This window comes from Bradyrhizobium sp. B025 (assembly GCF_042257955.1).
GTDB classification, from domain to species: domain Bacteria; phylum Pseudomonadota; class Alphaproteobacteria; order Rhizobiales; family Xanthobacteraceae; genus Bradyrhizobium; species Bradyrhizobium diazoefficiens.
In genome coordinates this window covers 4210692-4228495 of record NZ_CP170150.1, presented here as the reverse complement: position 1 = coordinate 4228495, position 17804 = coordinate 4210692, and the positions used below count along the sequence as shown (strand labels likewise).

At 65.2% G+C, this 17804-nt stretch carries 17 protein-coding genes and 1 tRNA gene; 11 read left to right on the top strand and 7 right to left on the bottom strand.

The features are described 5' to 3' along the window. Positions 1-99: 99 nt before the first annotated feature. Positions 100-5304, bottom strand: coding sequence for an alpha-2-macroglobulin (locus tag ACE10W_RS19555; protein ID WP_271557488.1), 5205 nt, complete (start codon positions 5302-5304; stop codon positions 100-102). A gap of 416 nt (positions 5305-5720) precedes the next feature. Between ACE10W_RS19555 and ACE10W_RS19550 the strand changes: the two genes are divergently transcribed. Together ACE10W_RS19550 and ACE10W_RS19545 are read left to right on the top strand one after the other, a co-directional pair. Further along, a tRNA-Arg gene (locus ACE10W_RS19550) sits at positions 5721-5797 on the top strand. A gap of 223 nt (positions 5798-6020) precedes the next feature. Beyond that, entirely contained in the window at positions 6021-6287 is a 267-nt protein-coding gene (locus ACE10W_RS19545) for a hypothetical protein (protein WP_271557487.1), read from the top strand. A 60-nt stretch (positions 6288-6347) separates the two neighbouring features. On the opposite strand, the gene ACE10W_RS19540 is transcribed toward ACE10W_RS19545, so the two are convergent. Next, a complete protein-coding gene (locus ACE10W_RS19540; protein WP_165448158.1) occupies positions 6348-6500 on the bottom strand; it encodes a hypothetical protein in 153 nt (50 codons plus the stop codon). A gap of 294 nt (positions 6501-6794) precedes the next feature. Between ACE10W_RS19540 and ACE10W_RS19535 the strand changes: the two genes are divergently transcribed. Continuing rightward, complete coding sequence (locus ACE10W_RS19535) at positions 6795-6956, top strand: hypothetical protein (RefSeq protein WP_011087208.1); 162 nt, start codon at positions 6795-6797, stop codon at positions 6954-6956. 108 nt (positions 6957-7064) lie between these two features. Here ACE10W_RS19535 and ACE10W_RS19530 read toward each other — a convergent pair whose 3' ends face one another. The 3 genes from ACE10W_RS19530 to ACE10W_RS19520 all read right to left on the bottom strand — a co-directional run bounded on the left by ACE10W_RS19530 (position 7065) and on the right by ACE10W_RS19520 (position 8571). Then, positions 7065-7838 (bottom strand): hypothetical protein, encoded by a 774-nt coding sequence (locus ACE10W_RS19530; protein WP_028171348.1) that lies wholly within the window; start codon positions 7836-7838, stop codon positions 7065-7067. A 183-nt stretch (positions 7839-8021) separates the two neighbouring features. Continuing rightward, positions 8022-8264, bottom strand: coding sequence for a hypothetical protein (locus tag ACE10W_RS19525; protein ID WP_028171347.1), 243 nt, complete (start codon positions 8262-8264; stop codon positions 8022-8024). Positions 8265-8334: 70 nt separating this feature from the next. Further along, complete coding sequence (locus tag ACE10W_RS19520) at positions 8335-8571, bottom strand: hypothetical protein (protein WP_028171346.1); 237 nt, start codon at positions 8569-8571, stop codon at positions 8335-8337. Positions 8572-8832: 261 nt separating this feature from the next. On the opposite strand from ACE10W_RS19520, the gene ACE10W_RS19515 reads away from it, so the two are divergent. Continuing rightward, positions 8833-9180, top strand: coding sequence for a DUF6481 family protein (locus ACE10W_RS19515; protein WP_028171345.1), 348 nt, complete (start codon positions 8833-8835; stop codon positions 9178-9180). Between the two features lie 125 nt (positions 9181-9305). Here ACE10W_RS19515 and ACE10W_RS19510 read toward each other — a convergent pair whose 3' ends face one another. Continuing rightward, positions 9306-9560 (bottom strand): pentapeptide MXKDX repeat protein, encoded by a 255-nt coding sequence (locus tag ACE10W_RS19510; protein WP_028171344.1) that lies wholly within the window; start codon positions 9558-9560, stop codon positions 9306-9308. A 311-nt stretch (positions 9561-9871) separates the two neighbouring features. Between ACE10W_RS19510 and dctP the strand changes: the two genes are divergently transcribed. Genes dctP through ACE10W_RS19495 form a run of 3 tightly spaced genes read left to right on the top strand, consistent with a single transcriptional unit; the run spans position 9872 to position 12800 of the window. Further along, positions 9872-10894 carry a TRAP transporter substrate-binding protein DctP gene (dctP, locus tag ACE10W_RS19505; protein WP_011087202.1) on the top strand — a complete coding sequence of 341 codons (1023 nt, stop codon included), beginning with the start codon at positions 9872-9874 and terminating at the stop codon, positions 10892-10894. Further along, positions 10891-11445 carry a TRAP transporter small permease gene (locus ACE10W_RS19500; protein WP_060912279.1) on the top strand — a complete coding sequence of 185 codons (555 nt, stop codon included), beginning with the start codon at positions 10891-10893 and terminating at the stop codon, positions 11443-11445. The genes dctP and ACE10W_RS19500 overlap by 4 nt, the downstream gene beginning before the upstream one ends. Then, positions 11442-12800 carry a TRAP transporter large permease gene (locus ACE10W_RS19495; RefSeq protein ID WP_011087200.1) on the top strand — a complete coding sequence of 453 codons (1359 nt, stop codon included), beginning with the start codon at positions 11442-11444 and terminating at the stop codon, positions 12798-12800. Before ACE10W_RS19500 ends, ACE10W_RS19495 begins: the two co-directional genes overlap by 4 nt. Before the next feature lie 99 nt (positions 12801-12899). On the opposite strand, the gene ACE10W_RS19490 is transcribed toward ACE10W_RS19495, so the two are convergent. Then, the gene (locus tag ACE10W_RS19490; RefSeq protein ID WP_271557478.1) at positions 12900-13592 is read right to left on the bottom strand and encodes a GntR family transcriptional regulator; all 693 of its coding nucleotides are present in this window, start codon (positions 13590-13592) and stop codon (positions 12900-12902) included. Positions 13593-13824: 232 nt separating this feature from the next. On the opposite strand from ACE10W_RS19490, the gene ACE10W_RS19485 reads away from it, so the two are divergent. The 4 genes from ACE10W_RS19485 to ACE10W_RS19470 all read left to right on the top strand — a co-directional run bounded on the left by ACE10W_RS19485 (position 13825) and on the right by ACE10W_RS19470 (position 17706). Then, entirely contained in the window at positions 13825-14433 is a 609-nt protein-coding gene (locus tag ACE10W_RS19485; RefSeq protein ID WP_271557924.1) for a TRAP transporter small permease, read from the top strand. Continuing rightward, the gene (locus tag ACE10W_RS19480) at positions 14433-15698 is read left to right on the top strand and encodes a TRAP transporter large permease (protein WP_011087197.1); all 1266 of its coding nucleotides are present in this window, start codon (positions 14433-14435) and stop codon (positions 15696-15698) included. The genes ACE10W_RS19485 and ACE10W_RS19480 overlap by 1 nt, the downstream gene beginning before the upstream one ends. 23 nt (positions 15699-15721) lie before the next feature. Next, positions 15722-16705: a TRAP transporter substrate-binding protein gene (locus ACE10W_RS19475; protein ID WP_271557475.1), complete on the top strand. Its 984-nt coding sequence runs from the start codon at positions 15722-15724 to the stop codon at positions 16703-16705. A 74-nt stretch (positions 16706-16779) separates the two neighbouring features. Further along, positions 16780-17706 carry a dihydrodipicolinate synthase family protein gene (locus tag ACE10W_RS19470; protein ID WP_375762679.1) on the top strand — a complete coding sequence of 309 codons (927 nt, stop codon included), beginning with the start codon at positions 16780-16782 and terminating at the stop codon, positions 17704-17706. The last annotated feature ends 98 nt before the right edge of the window (positions 17707-17804 follow it).

The window sequence follows — 17804 nt, the reverse complement described above, 5'->3', positions numbered from 1 at the left end:
CGAAGAGCCGAACCCGGAATCTCGCGATTCCGGGTCTGGTCCTTCGGACCATCCCGGAATGACGAGACACTTGGTTGGCTTCGCTCACCTGCGCTCCACTCACTTCGCCGCCCGTACCTCGACATTCCCCGTGCCCGTCCGCCCGTAGCGCGAGGGGTTGTACATGTCCTCGACATAAGCCTGCGGCAATACGTATTTACCCGGCGAAACGGCGCGGACAACATAGGCGACGGTGAAGACCGACTTGGAGTCGGAGGCCCGGTCAACAGCCGCCGTGAAGCGGTCGTCGCGGAACTCGGTATCCTCCGGCTCCTCGCCGTCCTCGATCCAGTCCAGCGTACCGCTGTCACCGGACGACACCAGCTTCGGATTGTCGATCTCCAGGCCCGCCGGCAGATAGTCGGACACCATGATGTGGCCGTACTCCGGCTTGGCCTCGGTGATCTTCAGCACCACCGCAAAGCGCTGGTTCTGCTTGACCTTGCTGATGTCGGCGGGCTTGCCGTCGAGCGTGAAGTAATTGCGCTCGATCTTGAAGCCGTTGGAGGCCGCCGGCTCCGGCGTCACCGGCGAGCCCGACACCGAGACCACCGCCTGCACCGGCGCATCGCCGGTGTTGGTGATCTTCAGCGGCTTGCCGCTCAGCGTGTCCGCCTTGTAGCTGCGATAGAGCGCGGTCTTGACCGGCTGGCCGTCGACCTCGATCGACAGGTTCTCCTTGGCGAGCGCCCGCGCCGCCAGCACCAGCCACGCGTTCTCCTGCGTGGAGGTGTAGGGCGTCAGCCCGCGCGCGGTCTCGACTCGCGACACCGCCTGCGTCAGCGTCGCCCTCGGCGCGTTGCCTTCGCTGGCAAGCGAGACAAGCGCCGCCGCATCGCGAAGCTGCGAGCCGTAATCGGTGCGGCCGAACTCCAGCACGGGTTTTGGCGCGAGGCTGTCGAGCGCCGCACCATAAACCCGCTCCGCGCGGTTGCGGTCGCCGACCAGCGCGAGCGCGGCCGCAAGCTGCGACTTCGCGATCGGCGTCGCGAGGTTGCTCAGCTTGGTGTCGGCGAGATAGCGCAGATCGCCGATCGGAGCTGCGCCGTTGCGTGCAAGCACGTAGAGGCCGTAGGCGAGATCGCGGCCGCCGTCCTTCTCCGGCTCATTGCCGTTGACGACGGAGTTGCGGATGCGGTCGAGCGCGTTCTTGAACAGCACGTCCGGCACCGCAAAGCCCTTCTCGCGGGCCCGGGTCAGGAAGTCCGTCACGTAGGCGTCGAGCCAGGCATCGTCGCCGCCGGCCGACCACAGGCCGAACGACCCGTTCGAACCCTGGCGCGCCAGGAGCCGCTCGATCGCGTCGCGGATGCGCTGGTCGACCTCGGTGTCCATGGCGAGGTGGGCGCCGGCCGCAAGCTCGTTGACATAGAGCAGCGGCATGGCGCGGCTCGTGATCTGCTCCGAGCAGCCATAGGGATAGCGGTCGAGCGCTTTCAGGATCGTCGCCGCATCGAGCGCCGTGGACAGGCTCGCCGAGACCGAGACGCTGCCGGTGCCCGGCACGAGGTCGGAGAACATGTCCGAGGTCAGCGTCAGGCTCTCGCCCTTCGCCAGCGTCCGGATCGAACGCCGCGCCAGCACCTGCGTCGCCGCCTTGACGTCGAACGCATAGTGGCGTGCGAGTGCAAGCCCGTTCGGCCCCTTGATGTCGACGTCGAGCGTCGCCTGTCCCGCCGCGGTCGCATCGAGCGCAAGCGAGAACGCGTTGCGCTGCTTGGCGGCGAGCTTGACCGTGGTCGCGGGATTGCCGGTCATCTTCACCGGGCCGCTGGTCTTCACGTTGATGACGTAGTCGCCGGCCTGGCCCTCGACATTGTCGATTTCGAGGTTGACCGTGCCGTGGTCGCCATTGAGCAGAAAGCGCGGCAAGGTCGTGGTCAGCACGACGGGATCGCGGATCACGACGTCGGTGTTGGCGCGGCCGAGCTTGGTCGCGGTCCACGCCACCGCCATCACGCGCGCGGTGCCGGCGAACTCCGGAATGTCGAAGCTCACCTCGGCGGTGCCGTCAGCGCCAACCGTGACGATGCCGGAATAGAGCGCGAGCGGCTTTTGCGCGGGCGGCGAGCCCTGGAGCTCGGCCGCGCCGGCATCGCCGCCGGACTTGATCTGGCCGCGCGTGCCCGACATGCCGTCGATGAGTTGCCCGTAGAGATCGCGGATCTCCGCGGAAAGGCGGCGCTGGCCGAGATAGTAATCGTCGGGCGCCGGCGGCTTGTAATTGGTGAGGTTGAGGATGCCGACATCGACCGCGGCGATGACGATCTTGGCGTCCTCGCCCGGATTGAGCCCGTCGAGCCTGACCGGGATCTTCAGCATCGCGTTCGGCCGGATCAGCGCCGGCGGCGTCAGCTTCACACTCAGCGTGCGGGTCTGCTTGTCGATGCCGAACCATTTCAGGCCGATGGCGCGGCCCGGCATGCGCTGGGCGGCGGCATCGAGCGGACGGCGCAGCGTCGCCACCACATAGGCGCCGGTGCCCCAGTCCTTGCCGACCGGGAGCTTCACCTGGGCGGTGCCTTCCTTGACGTCGATCGTCTGCGTCGTCAGCAGGCGGTCGCCGAGCACGTTGACGGTGAGCTTGCCGGCGCTGCGCACGTTGACGGACACCGTCATGGTGTCGCCGGAGGCATATTGCGGCTTGTCGATCGAGGTCTCCAGCAGGTCCGGCGTATCGGCGCTGCCGTCGGAATACCAGCCGACGTCGAACTGCACCGAGGTCACCGGGCCGTCAGCGTCGTTCGACTTGACGTCGAGCCGGTAGCGGCCGGGCCGCGGGCTGAGCGAGACCCGCGACGGCTTGTCGGAGGCGATGGTGAGGTCGCCGTCCGCGACGCGCGAGGTCGACTTGACCGGCTCATACTCCCAGTAATTGTTCTGGCGATACCACTGGTAGCGCGACTCCATCTTCAGGAGCTCGTAGCGCAGGCCGTCACGCGGCAACGCCTTGCCCTCGGGCGAGACGAACACGACATCGAACTCGGCCTTGTCGCCTTCGGCCACGTTCTTGTCGCCGAACAGCGGCTTGACGCCGATCAGGGCGCTCGCGGGCGCGACCGGCAGCACCAGCTTGCGCTCGACGGCGCGGCCGCCGGTCTCAACCATGCGGACGAAGATCTGCGCCTCCTGCGGGCGGGTCGAGGCCGGCTGCTTGTCCAGCGTCACCGGGAAGGTGGCAACGCCGTTGGCGTCGGCCTCGGGCAGGTTCTCAAGCGGCGTGCGCTCGTTCGAGGTGGTCTCCTCGTCGGCGACGCCGAACTGGTAGCCGGCAAAGCCCGGACGTTCCGAAGCGGGCGCGATCAGCATGTCGCCTTCGAGCTGGAGACCCGCGGCGGGTGCGCCGTAGAGGAAATGACCGTCGGCCTTAAGCTCCACTGGAGCGTTAGCTTTGATCAGCTTGTCCTTGGCAGACAAGTCGAATTCGATCCGGTCGGGGACATAGTCCTCGACCATGAAGGTGGTTTCGCCGACCGACGAGCCCTTCGGATCGGTGAAGGCACGCACTCGCCAGGTCCCGGTCGGCACAGCCGAGTTGAGCGGCACGGACAGCGTGCGGCCGCCGGCGCCCTGGTCGGACAGTACGGCGCGGCGGTATTCGACGCCGTCAGGGCGCTCGACCACCAGGGTCATCGGCCCGCCGGTGACGGCATTGCCCTGCCCGTCGCGCAAGAGCGCGGTGAGATAGACGGTCTCGCTGGAGCGGTAGACGCCGCGCTCGGCATAGACGAAGGCATCGGCGCCAACAGGCACCACGCGGCCCGCCACGCCACGGTCACTGAGGTCGAAGGCCGAGGTCTTCAGGCTCAAGAAGGCATAGTCGGCCTTCTCGCCCGTCACCGTCAGCATCGCCGGCGACAGGCCGCCCTCGCCGCGCGCAAGGCCGGCCTCGAACAGCACATGACCGGAATCGTCGGTCTTGCGGGTGGCCAGGATCTCGTTGTTGCGCGCGACCAGTCGCACCTCGGCTTTGCCGACCGGATCGGTCGAGGCCAGCGAGTTGATGAACACGTGGATGCCGTCGTTGCCGGAATAGGCCGACACACCGAGATCGGAGACGATGAACCATTGCGTGGCGAGCTGGTACTCGTCGTCCGAGCCCGGCCCCTTGGCCGCCGCGGTCATGACATAGACGCCCGGCTGGAGCTCGCCCAGTGCCTGGTCAACGGGGAATGCCGTGGTGACGTCCTGGTTCAGCGTCATCGCGGTCGCGAGCTCGCCGGTCCAGACTTTCACGCCGCGCTCGTCGCCGAGATCGCTGAGCTGATACTTGGACAGCGTCTTCTGGAAGTCGCTGTCGACCACCGTGTTGATCAGGTTGCGGTCGCCGATCCGGAAGACGTTGATGTTGACCGCGGGCGTGTTGACGCTGACCACGGGAATGCCGCGCTGGCCGGTCCTGGGCAGCACATAGGCGCGGCTGGTGAAGCGCACGAAGGGCTTGCGGTCGCGCACATAGACGTTGAACTCGGCCGATTTCGGCAGCCCCTCCTTCACCGTGGACGGCAGGCCGGCGCGCAGGTTGATGTTGTAGCGCTCACCGTGCTTCAGGCCGTCGACGCAGAGCTGCTTGCCTTCGGCCGACAGCGCCGGCTTGTCCTGGCCCGCGAGCGCGAGGAACGGCGCAAAGTCGGTGCGCTTGGCGAGCTCCTCCGAGAACTGGAAGCAGGCGCGCGGACTGGCCGAATCCGAATCGACGGTATAGTCGAGCAGGCGGAAGCCGTGCTCGTCGCGCATCTTCTCGTATTGGCCGCGGACGTCGGCGACCTCGCGCATGTCGAGCGACAGCCGCAGCGCGTCCAGCGCCGGCCGCCACAGCTTGCGTTCAGCCAGCGACTTGCCGAGCACGGCGAGCGCGTCGGCCTCCTCGCCCGGATTGCCGGCGCGCTGGTAGGCGATGTAGGCGGCGGTCGAGGCGCGCTCCAGCAGGAACGTCTGCTCGGTCGAGTTCTTCGGCCAGATCTGGAAGATCACCTTGGCAAGCCGCAGCCAGTTGCCGGCATCGTCAGGCGTCGTGGCCGCAATCTGGCCGAGCACCGACAGGCCGGCACGGTAATCATTGCGCCGGAAGGCGGCGTCAGCATCCGTGCGCAGCGTCGCGTTGGTCTTGGCGACCGGTCCCGCCTCGCTCTTGATCTGCGCCTCGAGCTTGATCGCGGAATCGGCGAGATCGTCGCGTTTGAAAGCCTTGTCGGCGGCTTGCGCAGCCGAAAGGCCGAGCGCCAGCGCGGCGCAGATTGTGACGGCGCGAACAAGACCGATCATGGATGGACTCCCGGAAATCGCGGACGAACGCCGCTTGTCGCATGAAATGCGTGGAAAGGTGACGGACTCAAGGCGATGGAACCAGAGGTGCAAAACGTCGCATTCGCCATGACAAGGCAGGCCCAGAGGAGACCGATCAAGATACCGCCGCGCACGCCGTCCTGATGGCGCAGCAATATCTAGCCGGTCGACCGGCGGCCGTGTCCCGGAAGCTGTTCAGCGTTCCCGGCGATGTGATCCATCGTCCGGTCCGCTGCCGCTCAACCCGGCACCCTGACACCCCACCGTTCCGTTTTGTCGCGCCATTGAGGAAAACGGTTCGGTTCAGGCTTGGCGGACGTGCGGATTTTTCATATTTGGCGTGATAGAAGACCGGCAGACGGTAGCCGAGGCCGGCTCAAGAGCGGCCTCACGACGGTCCCATAGCTCAACTGGATAGAGTAGCGGATTTCTACTCCGCGGGTTGCAGGTTCGAGTCCTGCTGGGATCGCCAGTCTTAACACTCTCCGAGCGGATTGGCTTCGTTCGGGCTGAGCCGAGCCGACGAGAGCCAGAAATCACCCCGGCCCGCGATCTCCGTGGCGGCGTGATTTGCAGATCCAGCGCACTTCAACAAAGCGTGCGCGGACCTGTCCAGGCGGCGAGAGAATCCTACCTATCCGGCATGCAGAAAAGGTGTCGAAGGTTTTGTGATGCCGTCATCTGAATGGACAAGAATGGCTGTCGCGTCCGGAATTGCCGTCGGCGCAATGTCGTTTCTGGCGATCGATGCGGGCGTGGACTTGAACTCCAGCGGGATAGCCAAACACCTCGAGGCGGCACAAGCTTCCATTATGAACGTCGCGGCGAGCCAGCATCAGCTGGCCTTCGCCGTTCGTTCGCTGGCGGGCGGGAGCGACCAGAATCGCCGTTCGGCGGATCGACCATGCATCCAGGATTACGAGCACGGGTCGAAACCGGCAGGAATCGATCGCGGCGTGTAACGTCGCTTGCGGTGGATCGCAGGCTCAAGGATTCGGCCGGCAGTCGTCGGCTTGATCCGACTATTCCGTCGGTTCATCGTCGCGCCGGTCGCGTGCCAGCTGATGCCAGGCAATGGCGAGCTCGATGAGTCTCTGCCGGTCCGGGCCTTCTGATGCCGCGGCGCGCTTCATTGCCGCCTCGGCTTCGTGCTGTGGATCGTACTTGTTACACATGGGCGGATTCTAGCCGTCCGATCTGGACAAGTGCATGGCAATTTCGTCCGTATGATTGCGGATAATCAGCGTTGTCGTGAGCGATTTCAACACGCTTAAATTGTGCATCATATGAAACTGCACCCGCGGTTTTAACGCGCCCCACGGCGACCGTGCGACGCCATACCGCACGAACCCGTGAGACTCGGCGTCATTCGGACGGATGTGAATTGCGTCACAGCCTGCGCCCGGCGTCTCGGCTAGAACATCTCAGCGCTCCCAAAGACGGGAGAAGGCACGGGTGGTCTTGCGGTCATGACACGAGAAGCAGCAGCTGAGGCTCACGTCCCCACACCGCGAAAAAGGTCCGACGCGTTCGGCGTCACCTTTCTTGCGACCATCGGCATCGTGATGCTGGCCTGGATCGCGGGCCTGGTCTGGGGCCTCATGGCGTTCATGACCTGGCTGGTGTCGTAGGCGCGCGGCAATCAGTCGTTCCGCCGCGGCGCCAAGCCAAGACGACAAACCCGGACAAAAAAGAAGCGGGCTTTCGCCCGCCTCTTCATTTCAGAGCTGCCTGGACCCTCAGTAACACGCGCGAGGATCGGCCTGCACATACTGGCCGCTCGGATAGCGGTAGTAGCAATTGCCCTCGGCCAGGTAGTAGCCGGGACGCGAGGCAGCCGTAGCACCGGCGATCGCGCCGGTGGCGCCGCCGATCACGGCGCCCGCGGCCGCGCCCGTCGCGTTGCCCGAGAGCAGACCGCCGAGCACGCCGCCGACGATGGCGCCGCCAAGCGCGCTCGCGCCGGGATCGGCCGGCGGCGGCGGAGGCGGCGGTTCGTAGGCAACCGGCGGCGGGGCGTAAGCCACCGGCACGTCGTCGTAATATTCCTCGGAGATATAGCCGGGCGGACCGGCCATCCGCTGCGGATAATAGTACCAGACGCCGCCGACATCCCACCACCAGCCGGAGCGGCCGTTGTGGACCTCGTGGCGCCAGCGCCCGCCATCCCAGGCGACGTGGCCGCGATAGGCGTGTCCGCCCCAGTCGCGCGCCGGTGCGGGCCCCCTGGCGTAGTTACGTCCGGGCGGCGGGCCGCCCGCATTGTGCGGACCGGCCCCGGGGCCCGCATGGGGCTGGCCGCCGGGCTGCGGCGCAGGCCGGGCCGCCTGCTGCGGCGGCGGGCCCTTGCGCATGTTCTGGTTGTTCTGGGACGGTAAGCCCGGAGCTGGCGCTGCCGGAAATTGGCCGGCGTCCCTCGGTGGCCTGGCTTCCTGCGCCTGCGCCGAGAGCGCGAGCAACGACATGGCCGAAACCAAGGGAATGATGATCTTCTTGCTGCTGGACGCACTCATGCGTGCTTGCCCCCCTACTCTTTCGATTGCCGTGGTCCCAGCGCGATAGACGATTCGCTGCGCGCTGGGCTGATGCCGGCTGACATAACTGACCTGCCTGATCGGCGAAGTCCCGTTACAAATGATTAAGATCACGGCGATTTTTCGGCCCAAAGAGCTGCAGAGGACAGCGTTGGAGGACTTCTAGCGGGCCGGCTCGATCACGTTGCAATTGCTTCGCCCCGACATCAGGCAGTCCTGCATCTTGCTGGCGGCGGTGAGATCGCGGGCCAGCCACCAGCCGACGCCGAGGATCACGATCGCGATGATCAGGCCGGCGACCGCGCCGCGGCGGTTGTCACCGGATTGAGGTCTTGGCGGGGATTTGGGCCCCTCACCCAGTTCAGGCTTGGGTTCGGGATTGGGCTCAGACTCGGGCTTGGTCATGACGGGATGATCACGGAGGCGAGCCGGCTTTAACACCTCTGCGGCGACGCGTCACATCGCAAGTTCCGGTTCAGCCTCGGGTCGCCCGGATCGCATCCTTGCGCGAGGTTTCGACCGCGGGGATCGCCTCACGGACGCGTGGTGCGCAAGTCGTGAGCACGAACGCGGTCTGGCTGCACTCCCAGTCGGCGCCCAGGACGGCACTTTCGATCGGCTGCGGACGGGCGAGCAGGAACGCGGCGCCGGCCAAGGCGGCGACAGCGACGGTGATTGCGAGCGCCTTCAGGCTCAATCGGAAGATCATCATGCCCGTGCTCCGTCTCGTTGGCGCGGACGCTAGGCGCCGCTCCGCGTGCTCCCTTATGAGGGACATCACAATTCGGCAGTTTTTCCGGGCTACGAGGATCGTCGGGAGGCGATTTTCGTCTACCTGGTCGGCTGCGATTTGGGTGGCGTTGCGACGCGCGGCGATGTACACGCATCTGCGTCGCGTGGCGCCTGCTATGCCCAGCCGACGTACCAACACGCAGTGATGTAGGGTCGAAAGCGAGGAAGACAAGGCTCGTCGATGAGTGGATTCAGGGAACCAGGTTTCGCAGACCGGCAAAAGGCGGCGCAGGACGCCCGCAAAAATCTTTTGAACAAATTCAAATCCCAACCGGGACCGGATGATCCGTCGGTTGCGGCGAAGCGTGCCGAGCGTGAGGCGCTCGCGGCCAAGCGCGCCGAGGCAAAGGCTGCGCGCGAGGCGGAAAAGGCCGAGCAGAAGCGCCTTGAGGAAGAAGCCAAGGCCGCGGAAGCTGCGCGACTTGCGCGTGAGGCCGAGGAAGCGGCCGCCCAAGCGGCTGCGCTCGAGGCCGAACAGAAGGCCAAGCGCGACGCCCGTTACGCCGCCCGCAAGGCCAAGCGCAAGTAACGTTCACAAGTCACATTCAGTTGAACTTGCGCTGAGACATCGCTCCGGGGCGGTCCACGGGACCGCTCCGGACTTTCGAGAGCGCGCGTCTGCCTTGCGCAAACGCCTCCCGCGACGATGGAAGATCAGTTCTTCTTCATCATCCCGTCGTCTTTCTTCATCCCGTCCTTCGACATGTGATCCTTCTTCATGCCGTCGTCCTTGGTCATGGCATCCTTCTTCATGCCGTCCTTGGACATGGTGTCCTTCTTCATCATGCCGTCCTCCTTGCCCATCTTGTCGCCCATCTTGTCTTGGGCAAAGGCGGCCGGCGACAGTGCGAGGCCAAGCGAGAGAGCGGCAACCGAGACGCCGAGCGCGATGCGGGTGCGAATGGTCATGATTGGTCTTCCCTTCGAGATGGTGTTTGTCAGCGACGGACGCCGCTATTCAATCTCGACGGATTGCCACGCGGCGTTGTTACGCGGTCGCTGATAAATTTCTGCGCGCCGCCGCCGTCCCTCGTTCCGCCTGGCCTAGGAGGACCAGAAGTGTGCAGCGCAGCACGGCCGACACTTGCCGCGGCATTCGGTCTCGAACTATCAGATGAGAGAACATCGGGCGAAAGACCGGCTAGGATGGGCCCAGGCACCGGTCTCACAAGGCCTGACCCAAATCACACCAAACAAGAACCGTCCAAGGGAATCACACCATGCTCACGCGCCGCCACCTGCTCGCGACCGCCGTCGCGGCACCCGCCATTCTCCGCTTCGGCACTGGCACCGCGCATGCCGCGACCACGCTGAAGATCTCGCACCAATTCCCGGGCGGCACCATCGACAAGGGCGATTTCCGCGACCGGCTCTGCCGCATGTTCGCCGCCGAAGTCGCCAAGCGCAGCAATGGCGACATTGCCGCTGAGATCTATCCGAACTCCTCGCTGATCAAGACCAACGCGCAGTTCTCCGCGATGCGCAAGGGCGCGCTCGATATCTCGCTCTATCCGATGCCTTACGCCGGCGGCGAATTGCCGGAGACCAATATCGGCCTGATGCCGGGCCTCGTCACCACCTACGACCAGGGCATGCGCTGGAAGAAGGAGCCGGTCGGCAAGGCGCTCTCCGACTTCCTCGCCGACAAGGGCATCATCCTGCTCACCTGGGTATGGCAGGCCGGCGGCCTCGCCAGCCGCTCCAAGCCTATCGTCGCGCCTGAAGACGCCAAAGGCATGAAGGTGCGCGGCGGCTCGCGCGAGATGGACATGGTGCTCCAGACCGCCGGCGCCTCGGTGCTGTCGGTGCCTTCGAACGAAATCTACGCGGCGATGCAGACCGGCGCCTGCGACGCCGCTCTCACCTCCTCCACCAGCCTGATCTCGTTCCGGCTCGAAGAGGTCGCGAAGTCGCTGACCTCGGGCGCGGGCGCTTCCTACTGGTTCATGCTCGAGCCCTTGATGATGTCGAAGGCGATCTTCGACAAGCTACCGAAGAACCAGCAGGACGTGCTGCTCGCAGTTGGCGCCGAGCTCGAAGTCTTCGGCCGCAAGGGCGCGCAGGACGACGACGTCGAGGTCGCAAAGGTATACGAGAAGGCCGGCGCCAAGGTCTCGGTGCTCGATGCCGCGACCGTCGGAAAGTGGCGCGACATCGCCCGCGACACCGCGTGGAAGGATTACGGCGCCAAGACCGCGACCGCCGCGAACCTGCTCAAGCTCGCCACCGACGTCGCGGCATGAGCCACGGTCCGCTTCCGGATCGTGACGACCAGGCCAACGCTGCCGCAAGGACCGGCCTTGCGGCGGCGATCGATCGCGGTCTCGCCATCCTCAACAGCATCATCGTCGTGTTCGCGGCGATCGCGCTGGTCGCGGCCTGCGCCATCCTGAGCTACAGCGTGCTGAGCCGCGCCTTGTTCAAGGCCGCCAATTACTGGCAGGACGAGGCCGCCGTGTTCCTGCTGGTCGGCGCGACCTTCATGACGGCCGCCTATGTGCAGCAGAACCGCGGTCATATCGGCATCGAGGCTTTCGTCGGCCTGCTCTCGCCGCTGGCGAACCGGATCAGGCTCTGGCTGGTCGATGCCGCGACATTCATGTTCTGCGCCTTCTTCACATGGAAATCCTGGACGCTGGCCCATGAGGCCTATGTCGACGGCCAGGTCTCGAACTCGATGTGGTCGCCGCCACTCGCCATTCCCTATTCGCTGATGGCGCTCGGCATGAGCCTGCTCTGCGTCCAAATTCTCGTGCAGCTTGCGCTGCCTTTCGCAGGAGCCAGGCGTCCATGAGCGTTTTCGGTATTGGCCTAGCTTACGCGATTGCGACGCTGGTCGTGATGTTCTCGGGCATGCCGATCGCCTTCGCACTTGGCGCGGTCGCGGTCGTGTTCATGGGCATCTACATGCCGTCGGCCTCCCTCGATACGGTGACGCAGAACGTCTACGAGGAAATGGCCTCGATCACGCTGCTGTCGATCCCGCTCTTCATCCTGAAGGGCGCGGCGATCGGCAAGTCGCGTGCCGGCCAGGATCTCTATTTGGCCCTGCATGCCTGGCTGCATCGCGTCCCCGGCGGGCTCGGCGTCGCCAACGTGTTCGCCTGCGCGCTATTCGCGGCGATGGCGGGCTCGAGCCCAGCGACCTGCTCGGCAATCGGCTCGGCCGGCATCCCCGAGATGCGCAAGCGCGGCTATTCCGGCGGCTTTGCCGCGGGCATCATCGCCGCCGGCGGCACGCTCGGCATCCTGCTGCCGCCCTCGATCACCATGATCCTGTTCGCGGTCGCGGCGGAAAAGTCACTCGGGCGTCTCTTCCTCGCCGGCATCGGGCCGGGCCTGCTGCTGGTGTCCCTGTTCGGCACCTATGCCGTGATCCGCTTCCGCCGGGAATATGCAGCCGCTGAGGCCATCTACAGGAAAGGCGGACCGGAAGCCGCAATTCTCGCCCGCGACGAGTACACGCTGGCCGAGCGTTTCAGCGTGCTGCCGCGTGTGATCCCGTTCGTGCTTCTGCTCACCGGCGTCATGATCGCGCTCTATGGCGGCTATGCCACGCCGTCGGAGACCGCCGGCCTCGGCGGCCTCCTCGCGCTGGGGCTGATCGCCGCGATCTACAGCGTGTGGCGGCCGAGCGACCTTGCGCCGATCATGAAGTCGACGATCCGGGAATCGACCATGCTGATGATGATCATCGGCATGTCGCTGCTCTATTCCTACGTGATGAGCTATCTGCACATCTCGCAATCGGTCGCCGAATCCGTTGTCGCGATGCACCTGCCGCGCTGGGGCCTGTTGTTCGCGATCCTCGTCATGGTCGTCGTGCTCGGCTTCTTCCTGCCGCCGGTCTCGATCATCCTGATGACCGCGCCGATCATCCTGCCGCCCTTACGCGCCGCGAACTTCGACATCATCTGGTTCGGCGTGGTCATGACCATCGTGATGGAGATGGGGCTGATCCACCCACCTGTGGGATTGAACATCTTCGTCATCCGCAACGTCGCGCCCGATATTCCCCTCAGCGAGGTGATCTGGGGCACCCTCCCCTTCGTGCTGCTGATGATGCTCGCCGTGCTGCTGCTGTGCTTCGTGCCGGGGATATCGACCGCGCTGCCGGATCTCGTGATGGGGCCGGACGGGAGCAGGTAGCGGCAATCGCAACTTCCGTAGGGTGGGCAAAGCGTAGCGTGCCCACCAGAATGTACGACGCCTAGACGGTGGGCACGGCGCTATGCGCCTTTGCCCACCCTACGATTTCTCCTTCCGCCGTGATTTCGGCGCGATCGTGCTGCCGGCCACGACCTGCAACAGATCCTTGCGCACGGCCTCGATGTGCCGCTCCAAAAACCGGCAGGCCTCATCGACCTTCTGCGCGCGGCAGAGCGCGATCAGGTGGGCGTGCTCTTTCTCGGCCGTCCCCATCGCCTTGGTGTTGGAGAGCTGCAGGCGCGTGTAGCGGTCGCTGGTCTGGAGCAGCGACAGCACGATCGCGCGCGTGCGCGGCTGCGGGGCGTGGACGTAGAGCGCCATGTGGAAGTCGGCGTTGAGCTGGCCCCATTCGCTGACGTTGCGCGCCTTGATCGCCTTCTCGAAACTCTTGTGGATGTCGTCGAGCCCCGCGAAATCCTCCGCGGTGAAGCGCGGCGCCGACTGCGCCAGCAAGCGCGGCTCCAGGATGCGGCGGAGGTCGAACACGTCGTTGATCTCGTCCAGTGACAGCTCCGAGACGATGGCGCCCTTCTGCGGAACAATGCGCACCAGCCCTTCGGCCTCGAGCTGGAACAGCGCCTCGCGCACCGGAATGCGGCTGACGCCGTAGGCATCGCCAAGCGCATCCTGGCGCAATTGCGATCCCGCCGGATAGGTGCCGTCGAGGATCGCCTGCCGGAGCTGGTCGACGATCGCAGCCGACAGGGTGCGATGCTTCAGAGGCTGTTTCATCTGACCTTCCGTCTTTCTTCGCGACTCGTCCGGCAGAAAGCGGTCCCTCTCTTGCATGTTGAGGGCGCCAGCAAAAGCCAGCCCCCCACAAAACCAGGTGCCCAGCAAAAGCGCGTCCTGCCGCCGAAATGACCGCAATCTCCGTTTGACACCCAAAATGTATAAATTATACATTTTGCCTTGGCACGAGAATTCTGACGGGGGATTGGGGCCTTTGATGATCGAAGGGACGATGCCGGATACGGGCGCGCTCAGCGCCCGGCGGATTGTGATCAGGGCGTCGAGCGCGCTGCTGGCCTTCGAGCGTCTGGCGCTGATGGGCCTGATGTACCTGCTCACCGCACTGATCCTGGTGAACGTCGTCACCCGCTACTCGCATTTCCCGATCTACTGGATCGATGAATCCGCGGTCTATTGCGTGGTCTGGCTGACCTTCATCGGCGCCTCCGCCATGACGCGGTTGCGGCTGGACTTCGCCGTCACGATGCTGACGGAGCGTCTCTCGCCGCAGCACCAGAAGATCGCCAAAGTGATCTCGACAGGTCTCGTCGTCGTGTTCGGCATCGCCCTGATCGTCACCTGCGTGCTCTGGATGGACCCGATCGGGCTCGCACGCGCCGGCTTCGACGGGCGCAAGCTCGCGGCCGAAACCTTCAACTTCCTCTACACCGAGCACACCCAGACGCTGAACTGGCCGACCTGGGTGCTCTATTTGACGCTGCCGATCTTCGCGGTGTCGATGACCATTCACGGCCTCGCCAATCTACTTGAAGATCTCGAGCTGGTCCCGCGCACGCCGCTGAGGGGCTTCCAGCTCTCCGAGCTCGACGGGGTCAACTGATGATCACGTCTGCCGCCTTCGTCGCGATCATGCTGGTCGGCGTGCCGATCGGGCTCTGCCTGTGCCTCGCCGGCCTCGTCTATATCGCCGCATCCGGCAATCCGGTGCTGTTCCAGTCCTATCCGCTCCAGCTGTTCGGCGGCGTCGACAGTTACGGCCTGATTGCCATTCCGCTCTTCATCCTGATCGGTGAGATCATGAACGGCGGCGGCATCACCCGCCGCATCGTCGACATGGCGATGGCCTTCGTCGGCTCGCTGAAGGGCGGGCTCGCCTACGTCAACATCCTCGCCAACATGTTCATCTCCTCGATCCTGGGATCTGCGACCGCGCAGGTCGCGATCATGGCCCAGATCATGGTGCCGGAGATGGAGAAGAAGGGCTACGACAAGACCTTTGCGGCGGGCCTCACCGCCTATGGCGGCATGCTCGGGCCGATCATCCCGCCCTCGGTCATGTTCGTGGTCTACAGCGTGCTCGCGCAGGTCTCGGTCAGCGACATGCTGATCGCCGGAATCGTGCCGGGCGTCATCCTGACCGTGATGTTCTGCCTCGTCATCGCGCTGATGGGATACATCTACAATTATCCCCGCGCCGACTATCAGACGCCGCGCCAGCGCGTCATGACGATCCTGCGGACGTCGCCCACCCTGCTGATCCCGATCGTCATCGTCGGCACCATCCTCGGCGGCCTCGCCAACGCAACGGAATCCGCCGCGGTCGGCGCCGTGGCCGCTGCCCTGGTCGGGAAATACTGGACCAAAGAGTTCGAGTTCTCCCAGTTGCCGCAGATGATGCTGCGCAGTGCTATCTATTCGGCCATCGTGCTGTTCCTCGTCGCCGCCGCCGCGGTGTTCTCCTGGGTCCTGATCTTCGGCAAGGTTCCGCAGGAGACCGCCGGCTGGATCCAGTCGGCGGCCAAGGACCCGATCAGCTTCATGCTGATCTGCAACGTCATCCTGCTGGTGATCGGCACTGTCATCGACGGCATTCCCGGCCTGATCATGACGGTGCCGATCCTGCTGCCGGTCGCAACCGACGTCTATCACATCGACCCCCGGCATTTCGGCGTCGTCGTGGTGATCAACCTGGTGCTCGGCCTGTTGTCACCGCCGGTCGGGCTCTGCTTCTTCGTTGCGGCCGCTGTCACCGGCGCCAAGCCCGGCAAGATGTTCATGGTGACGCTGCCCTTCTTCGTCATCTCCTGCGTCCTGCTGGTGCTGCTCTCGCTCTTCCCTTCGCTCTCGCTGATCCTCGTCAAATAGGCCCGTCCAAAAGGAGCCCGACCATGCCGCTTTCTCGTCGCCGCCTTCTCGCCGCCAGCGCCGCCGCATCGGTGTTCGCGCCGTCGCTGGCGCTCGCCCAGGCCAAGGAATTCCGCCTCGGCCTGATCACGCCGAACGGCCATTCCTGGAACAAGGCCGCACTCAAATTCGGCGACGACCTCAAGGCCGCCACCAGCGGCCGGCTGACGCTGACCGTGTTCCACTCCGGCCAGCTCGGCAACGAGCCCGCGATGATGCAGCAATTGCAGTCCGGCGCGCTCGACATGGGCTTCATCCAGGCCGCCGAGCTCGGCTCGCGCGTCCCGCACATCGCCGCGATCAATGCGCCCTACATCGTCCGCTCGACGCCGGCGGTCGCGAAATTCGTGCGGCATCCCGCGGCGGTGAAGCTGTTCGACGTGCTGCCGCAGGAGACCGGCACGATCGGGCTCGGCTGGGGCATCACCGGCATGCGCGCCGTGTTCTCCTCCAGGGACCTGAATTCGCTCGCCGACATCAAGGGCATGAAGCTGCGCATCAACCCGACGCCGGTCTATCGCGATTTCTATTCTTCGCTTGGCGCAGCGCCGACACCGATCCCGACGCCGCAGGTGTTCGACGCGATGGCCAACGGCCAGGTCGATGGCCTCGAGGCTGATCTCGAATTCTCCTGGAACCAGCGCTTCGACAAGGTCTCGAAGGTGATCCTCCAGATGAACGCCGTCTTCATGCCGATGGCCGCAGTGGTCTCGGGCCGGGTCTGGCAGTCGCTCCCCGCAGCCGACCGCGAGCTGATCGCCAAGACGGTCAAGTCGACGCTGGACGCGCAGATCGACGAGCTCGCCGGCAATGAGCCCGCACTGATCGAGAACTTCAAGAGCGCGCCGATCCCGATCCGCCAGGTGCCGGCCGGCGACACCGAGGCAGTCATTGCCGAGTTCGACAATATCTGGCTGCCCAAGGCTCCGGTCCTCGCCGAATTGCGCAAGGTCGGCGCTACGCTCTGATCCCGCCCGCCATCCTCTTCACCACAGCCGGCGGCCCCAGCCCCCCGCCGGCGAAATTTACTTGGAGTAAGACCATGAGCCGCCGCGTTTCCTGGGAAGGCGTCTTCCCGGCCGTCACCACGCAATTCCACGACGATCTCTCGCTCGACATCGACGCGACCGCGAAGGTGATGGACGGACTGATCCGCGACGGCGTCTCCGGTCTGATCGTCTGCGGCTCCGTCGGCGAGAACACGTCGCTGGATCGCAAGGAGAAGGTCGCGATCATGGAGACGGCGAAATCCGTCGCGGCCGGGCGCGTGCCCGTGCTGTGCGGCATCGCCGAGTTCACCACGGCCTTCGCGGTCGAGACGGCGAAGGAAGCCGCGCGCGTCGGCATCGACGGCGTCATGGTGATGCCGGCCCTGATCTATTCGTCGAAGCCGCACGAGACCGCCGCGCATTTCCGCGCCGTCGCCACCGCGACGGACCTTCCCGTGATGCTCTACAACAACCCGCCGATCTACAAGAACGACGTCACCCCCGACATCCTCGCCTCGCTCGCCGACGTCGAGACGGTCGTCTGCTTCAAGGATTCCTCCGGCGACACGCGCCGCTTCATCGACACAAGGAACATGGTCGGCGACCGCTTCGTGCTGTTCGCAGGCCTCGACGACGTCATCGTCGAGAGCGTCGCCATGGGCGCCGTGGGCTGGGTCTCCGGCATGTCGAACGCCTTCCCGCGCGAGGGCGAGACACTGTTTCGCCTGGCCAAGGCGGGACGCTATGCCGAGGCGATGCCACTCTACGAATGGTTCATGCCGCTCTTGCATCTCGATGCGCGCCCGGACCTCGTCCAGTGCATCAAGCTGTGCGAGCACATCATGGGCCGCGGCACGGTGCTGACCCGTCCGCCCCGCCTCGCCCTGCTGCCGCAGGAAAAGGCCGAGGTCGAGGCCATGATGGTGAAGGCGCTCAAGAGCCGGCCGCGTCTGCCGGATGTTGGGCTGAAGGCGGCCTGACCGCGCGTTTCGTTGTCTCGTAGGGTGGGTGAAGCGAAAGCGTGCCCACCATTTCCAAATTCGATCGCGGAGAGATGGTGGGCACGGCGCTATGCGCC

Excerpts from the sequence above, each read along its gene's own strand:
- ACE10W_RS19555 (WP_271557488.1), bottom strand. The coding sequence starts at position 5,304 with ATGATCGGTCTTGTTCGCGCCGTCACAATCTGCGCCGCGCTGGCGCTC.
- ACE10W_RS19545 (WP_271557487.1), top strand. The coding sequence starts at position 6,021 with ATGGCTGTCGCGTCCGGAATTGCCGTCGGCGCAATGTCGTTTCTGGCG.
- ACE10W_RS19540 (WP_165448158.1), bottom strand. The coding sequence starts at position 6,500 with ATGTGTAACAAGTACGATCCACAGCACGAAGCCGAGGCGGCAATGAAG.
- ACE10W_RS19535 (WP_011087208.1), top strand. The coding sequence starts at position 6,795 with ATGACACGAGAAGCAGCAGCTGAGGCTCACGTCCCCACACCGCGAAAA.
- ACE10W_RS19530 (WP_028171348.1), bottom strand. The coding sequence starts at position 7,838 with ATGAGTGCGTCCAGCAGCAAGAAGATCATCATTCCCTTGGTTTCGGCC.
- ACE10W_RS19525 (WP_028171347.1), bottom strand. The coding sequence starts at position 8,264 with ATGACCAAGCCCGAGTCTGAGCCCAATCCCGAACCCAAGCCTGAACTG.
- ACE10W_RS19520 (WP_028171346.1), bottom strand. The coding sequence starts at position 8,571 with ATGATGATCTTCCGATTGAGCCTGAAGGCGCTCGCAATCACCGTCGCT.
- ACE10W_RS19515 (WP_028171345.1), top strand. The coding sequence starts at position 8,833 with ATGAGTGGATTCAGGGAACCAGGTTTCGCAGACCGGCAAAAGGCGGCG.
- ACE10W_RS19510 (WP_028171344.1), bottom strand. The coding sequence starts at position 9,560 with ATGACCATTCGCACCCGCATCGCGCTCGGCGTCTCGGTTGCCGCTCTC.
- dctP (WP_011087202.1), top strand. The coding sequence starts at position 9,872 with ATGCTCACGCGCCGCCACCTGCTCGCGACCGCCGTCGCGGCACCCGCC.
- ACE10W_RS19500 (WP_060912279.1), top strand. The coding sequence starts at position 10,891 with ATGAGCCACGGTCCGCTTCCGGATCGTGACGACCAGGCCAACGCTGCC.
- ACE10W_RS19495 (WP_011087200.1), top strand. The coding sequence starts at position 11,442 with ATGAGCGTTTTCGGTATTGGCCTAGCTTACGCGATTGCGACGCTGGTC.
- ACE10W_RS19490 (WP_271557478.1), bottom strand. The coding sequence starts at position 13,592 with ATGAAACAGCCTCTGAAGCATCGCACCCTGTCGGCTGCGATCGTCGAC.
- ACE10W_RS19485 (WP_271557924.1), top strand. The coding sequence starts at position 13,825 with ATGCCGGATACGGGCGCGCTCAGCGCCCGGCGGATTGTGATCAGGGCG.
- ACE10W_RS19480 (WP_011087197.1), top strand. The coding sequence starts at position 14,433 with ATGATCACGTCTGCCGCCTTCGTCGCGATCATGCTGGTCGGCGTGCCG.
- ACE10W_RS19475 (WP_271557475.1), top strand. The coding sequence starts at position 15,722 with ATGCCGCTTTCTCGTCGCCGCCTTCTCGCCGCCAGCGCCGCCGCATCG.
- ACE10W_RS19470 (WP_375762679.1), top strand. The coding sequence starts at position 16,780 with ATGAGCCGCCGCGTTTCCTGGGAAGGCGTCTTCCCGGCCGTCACCACG.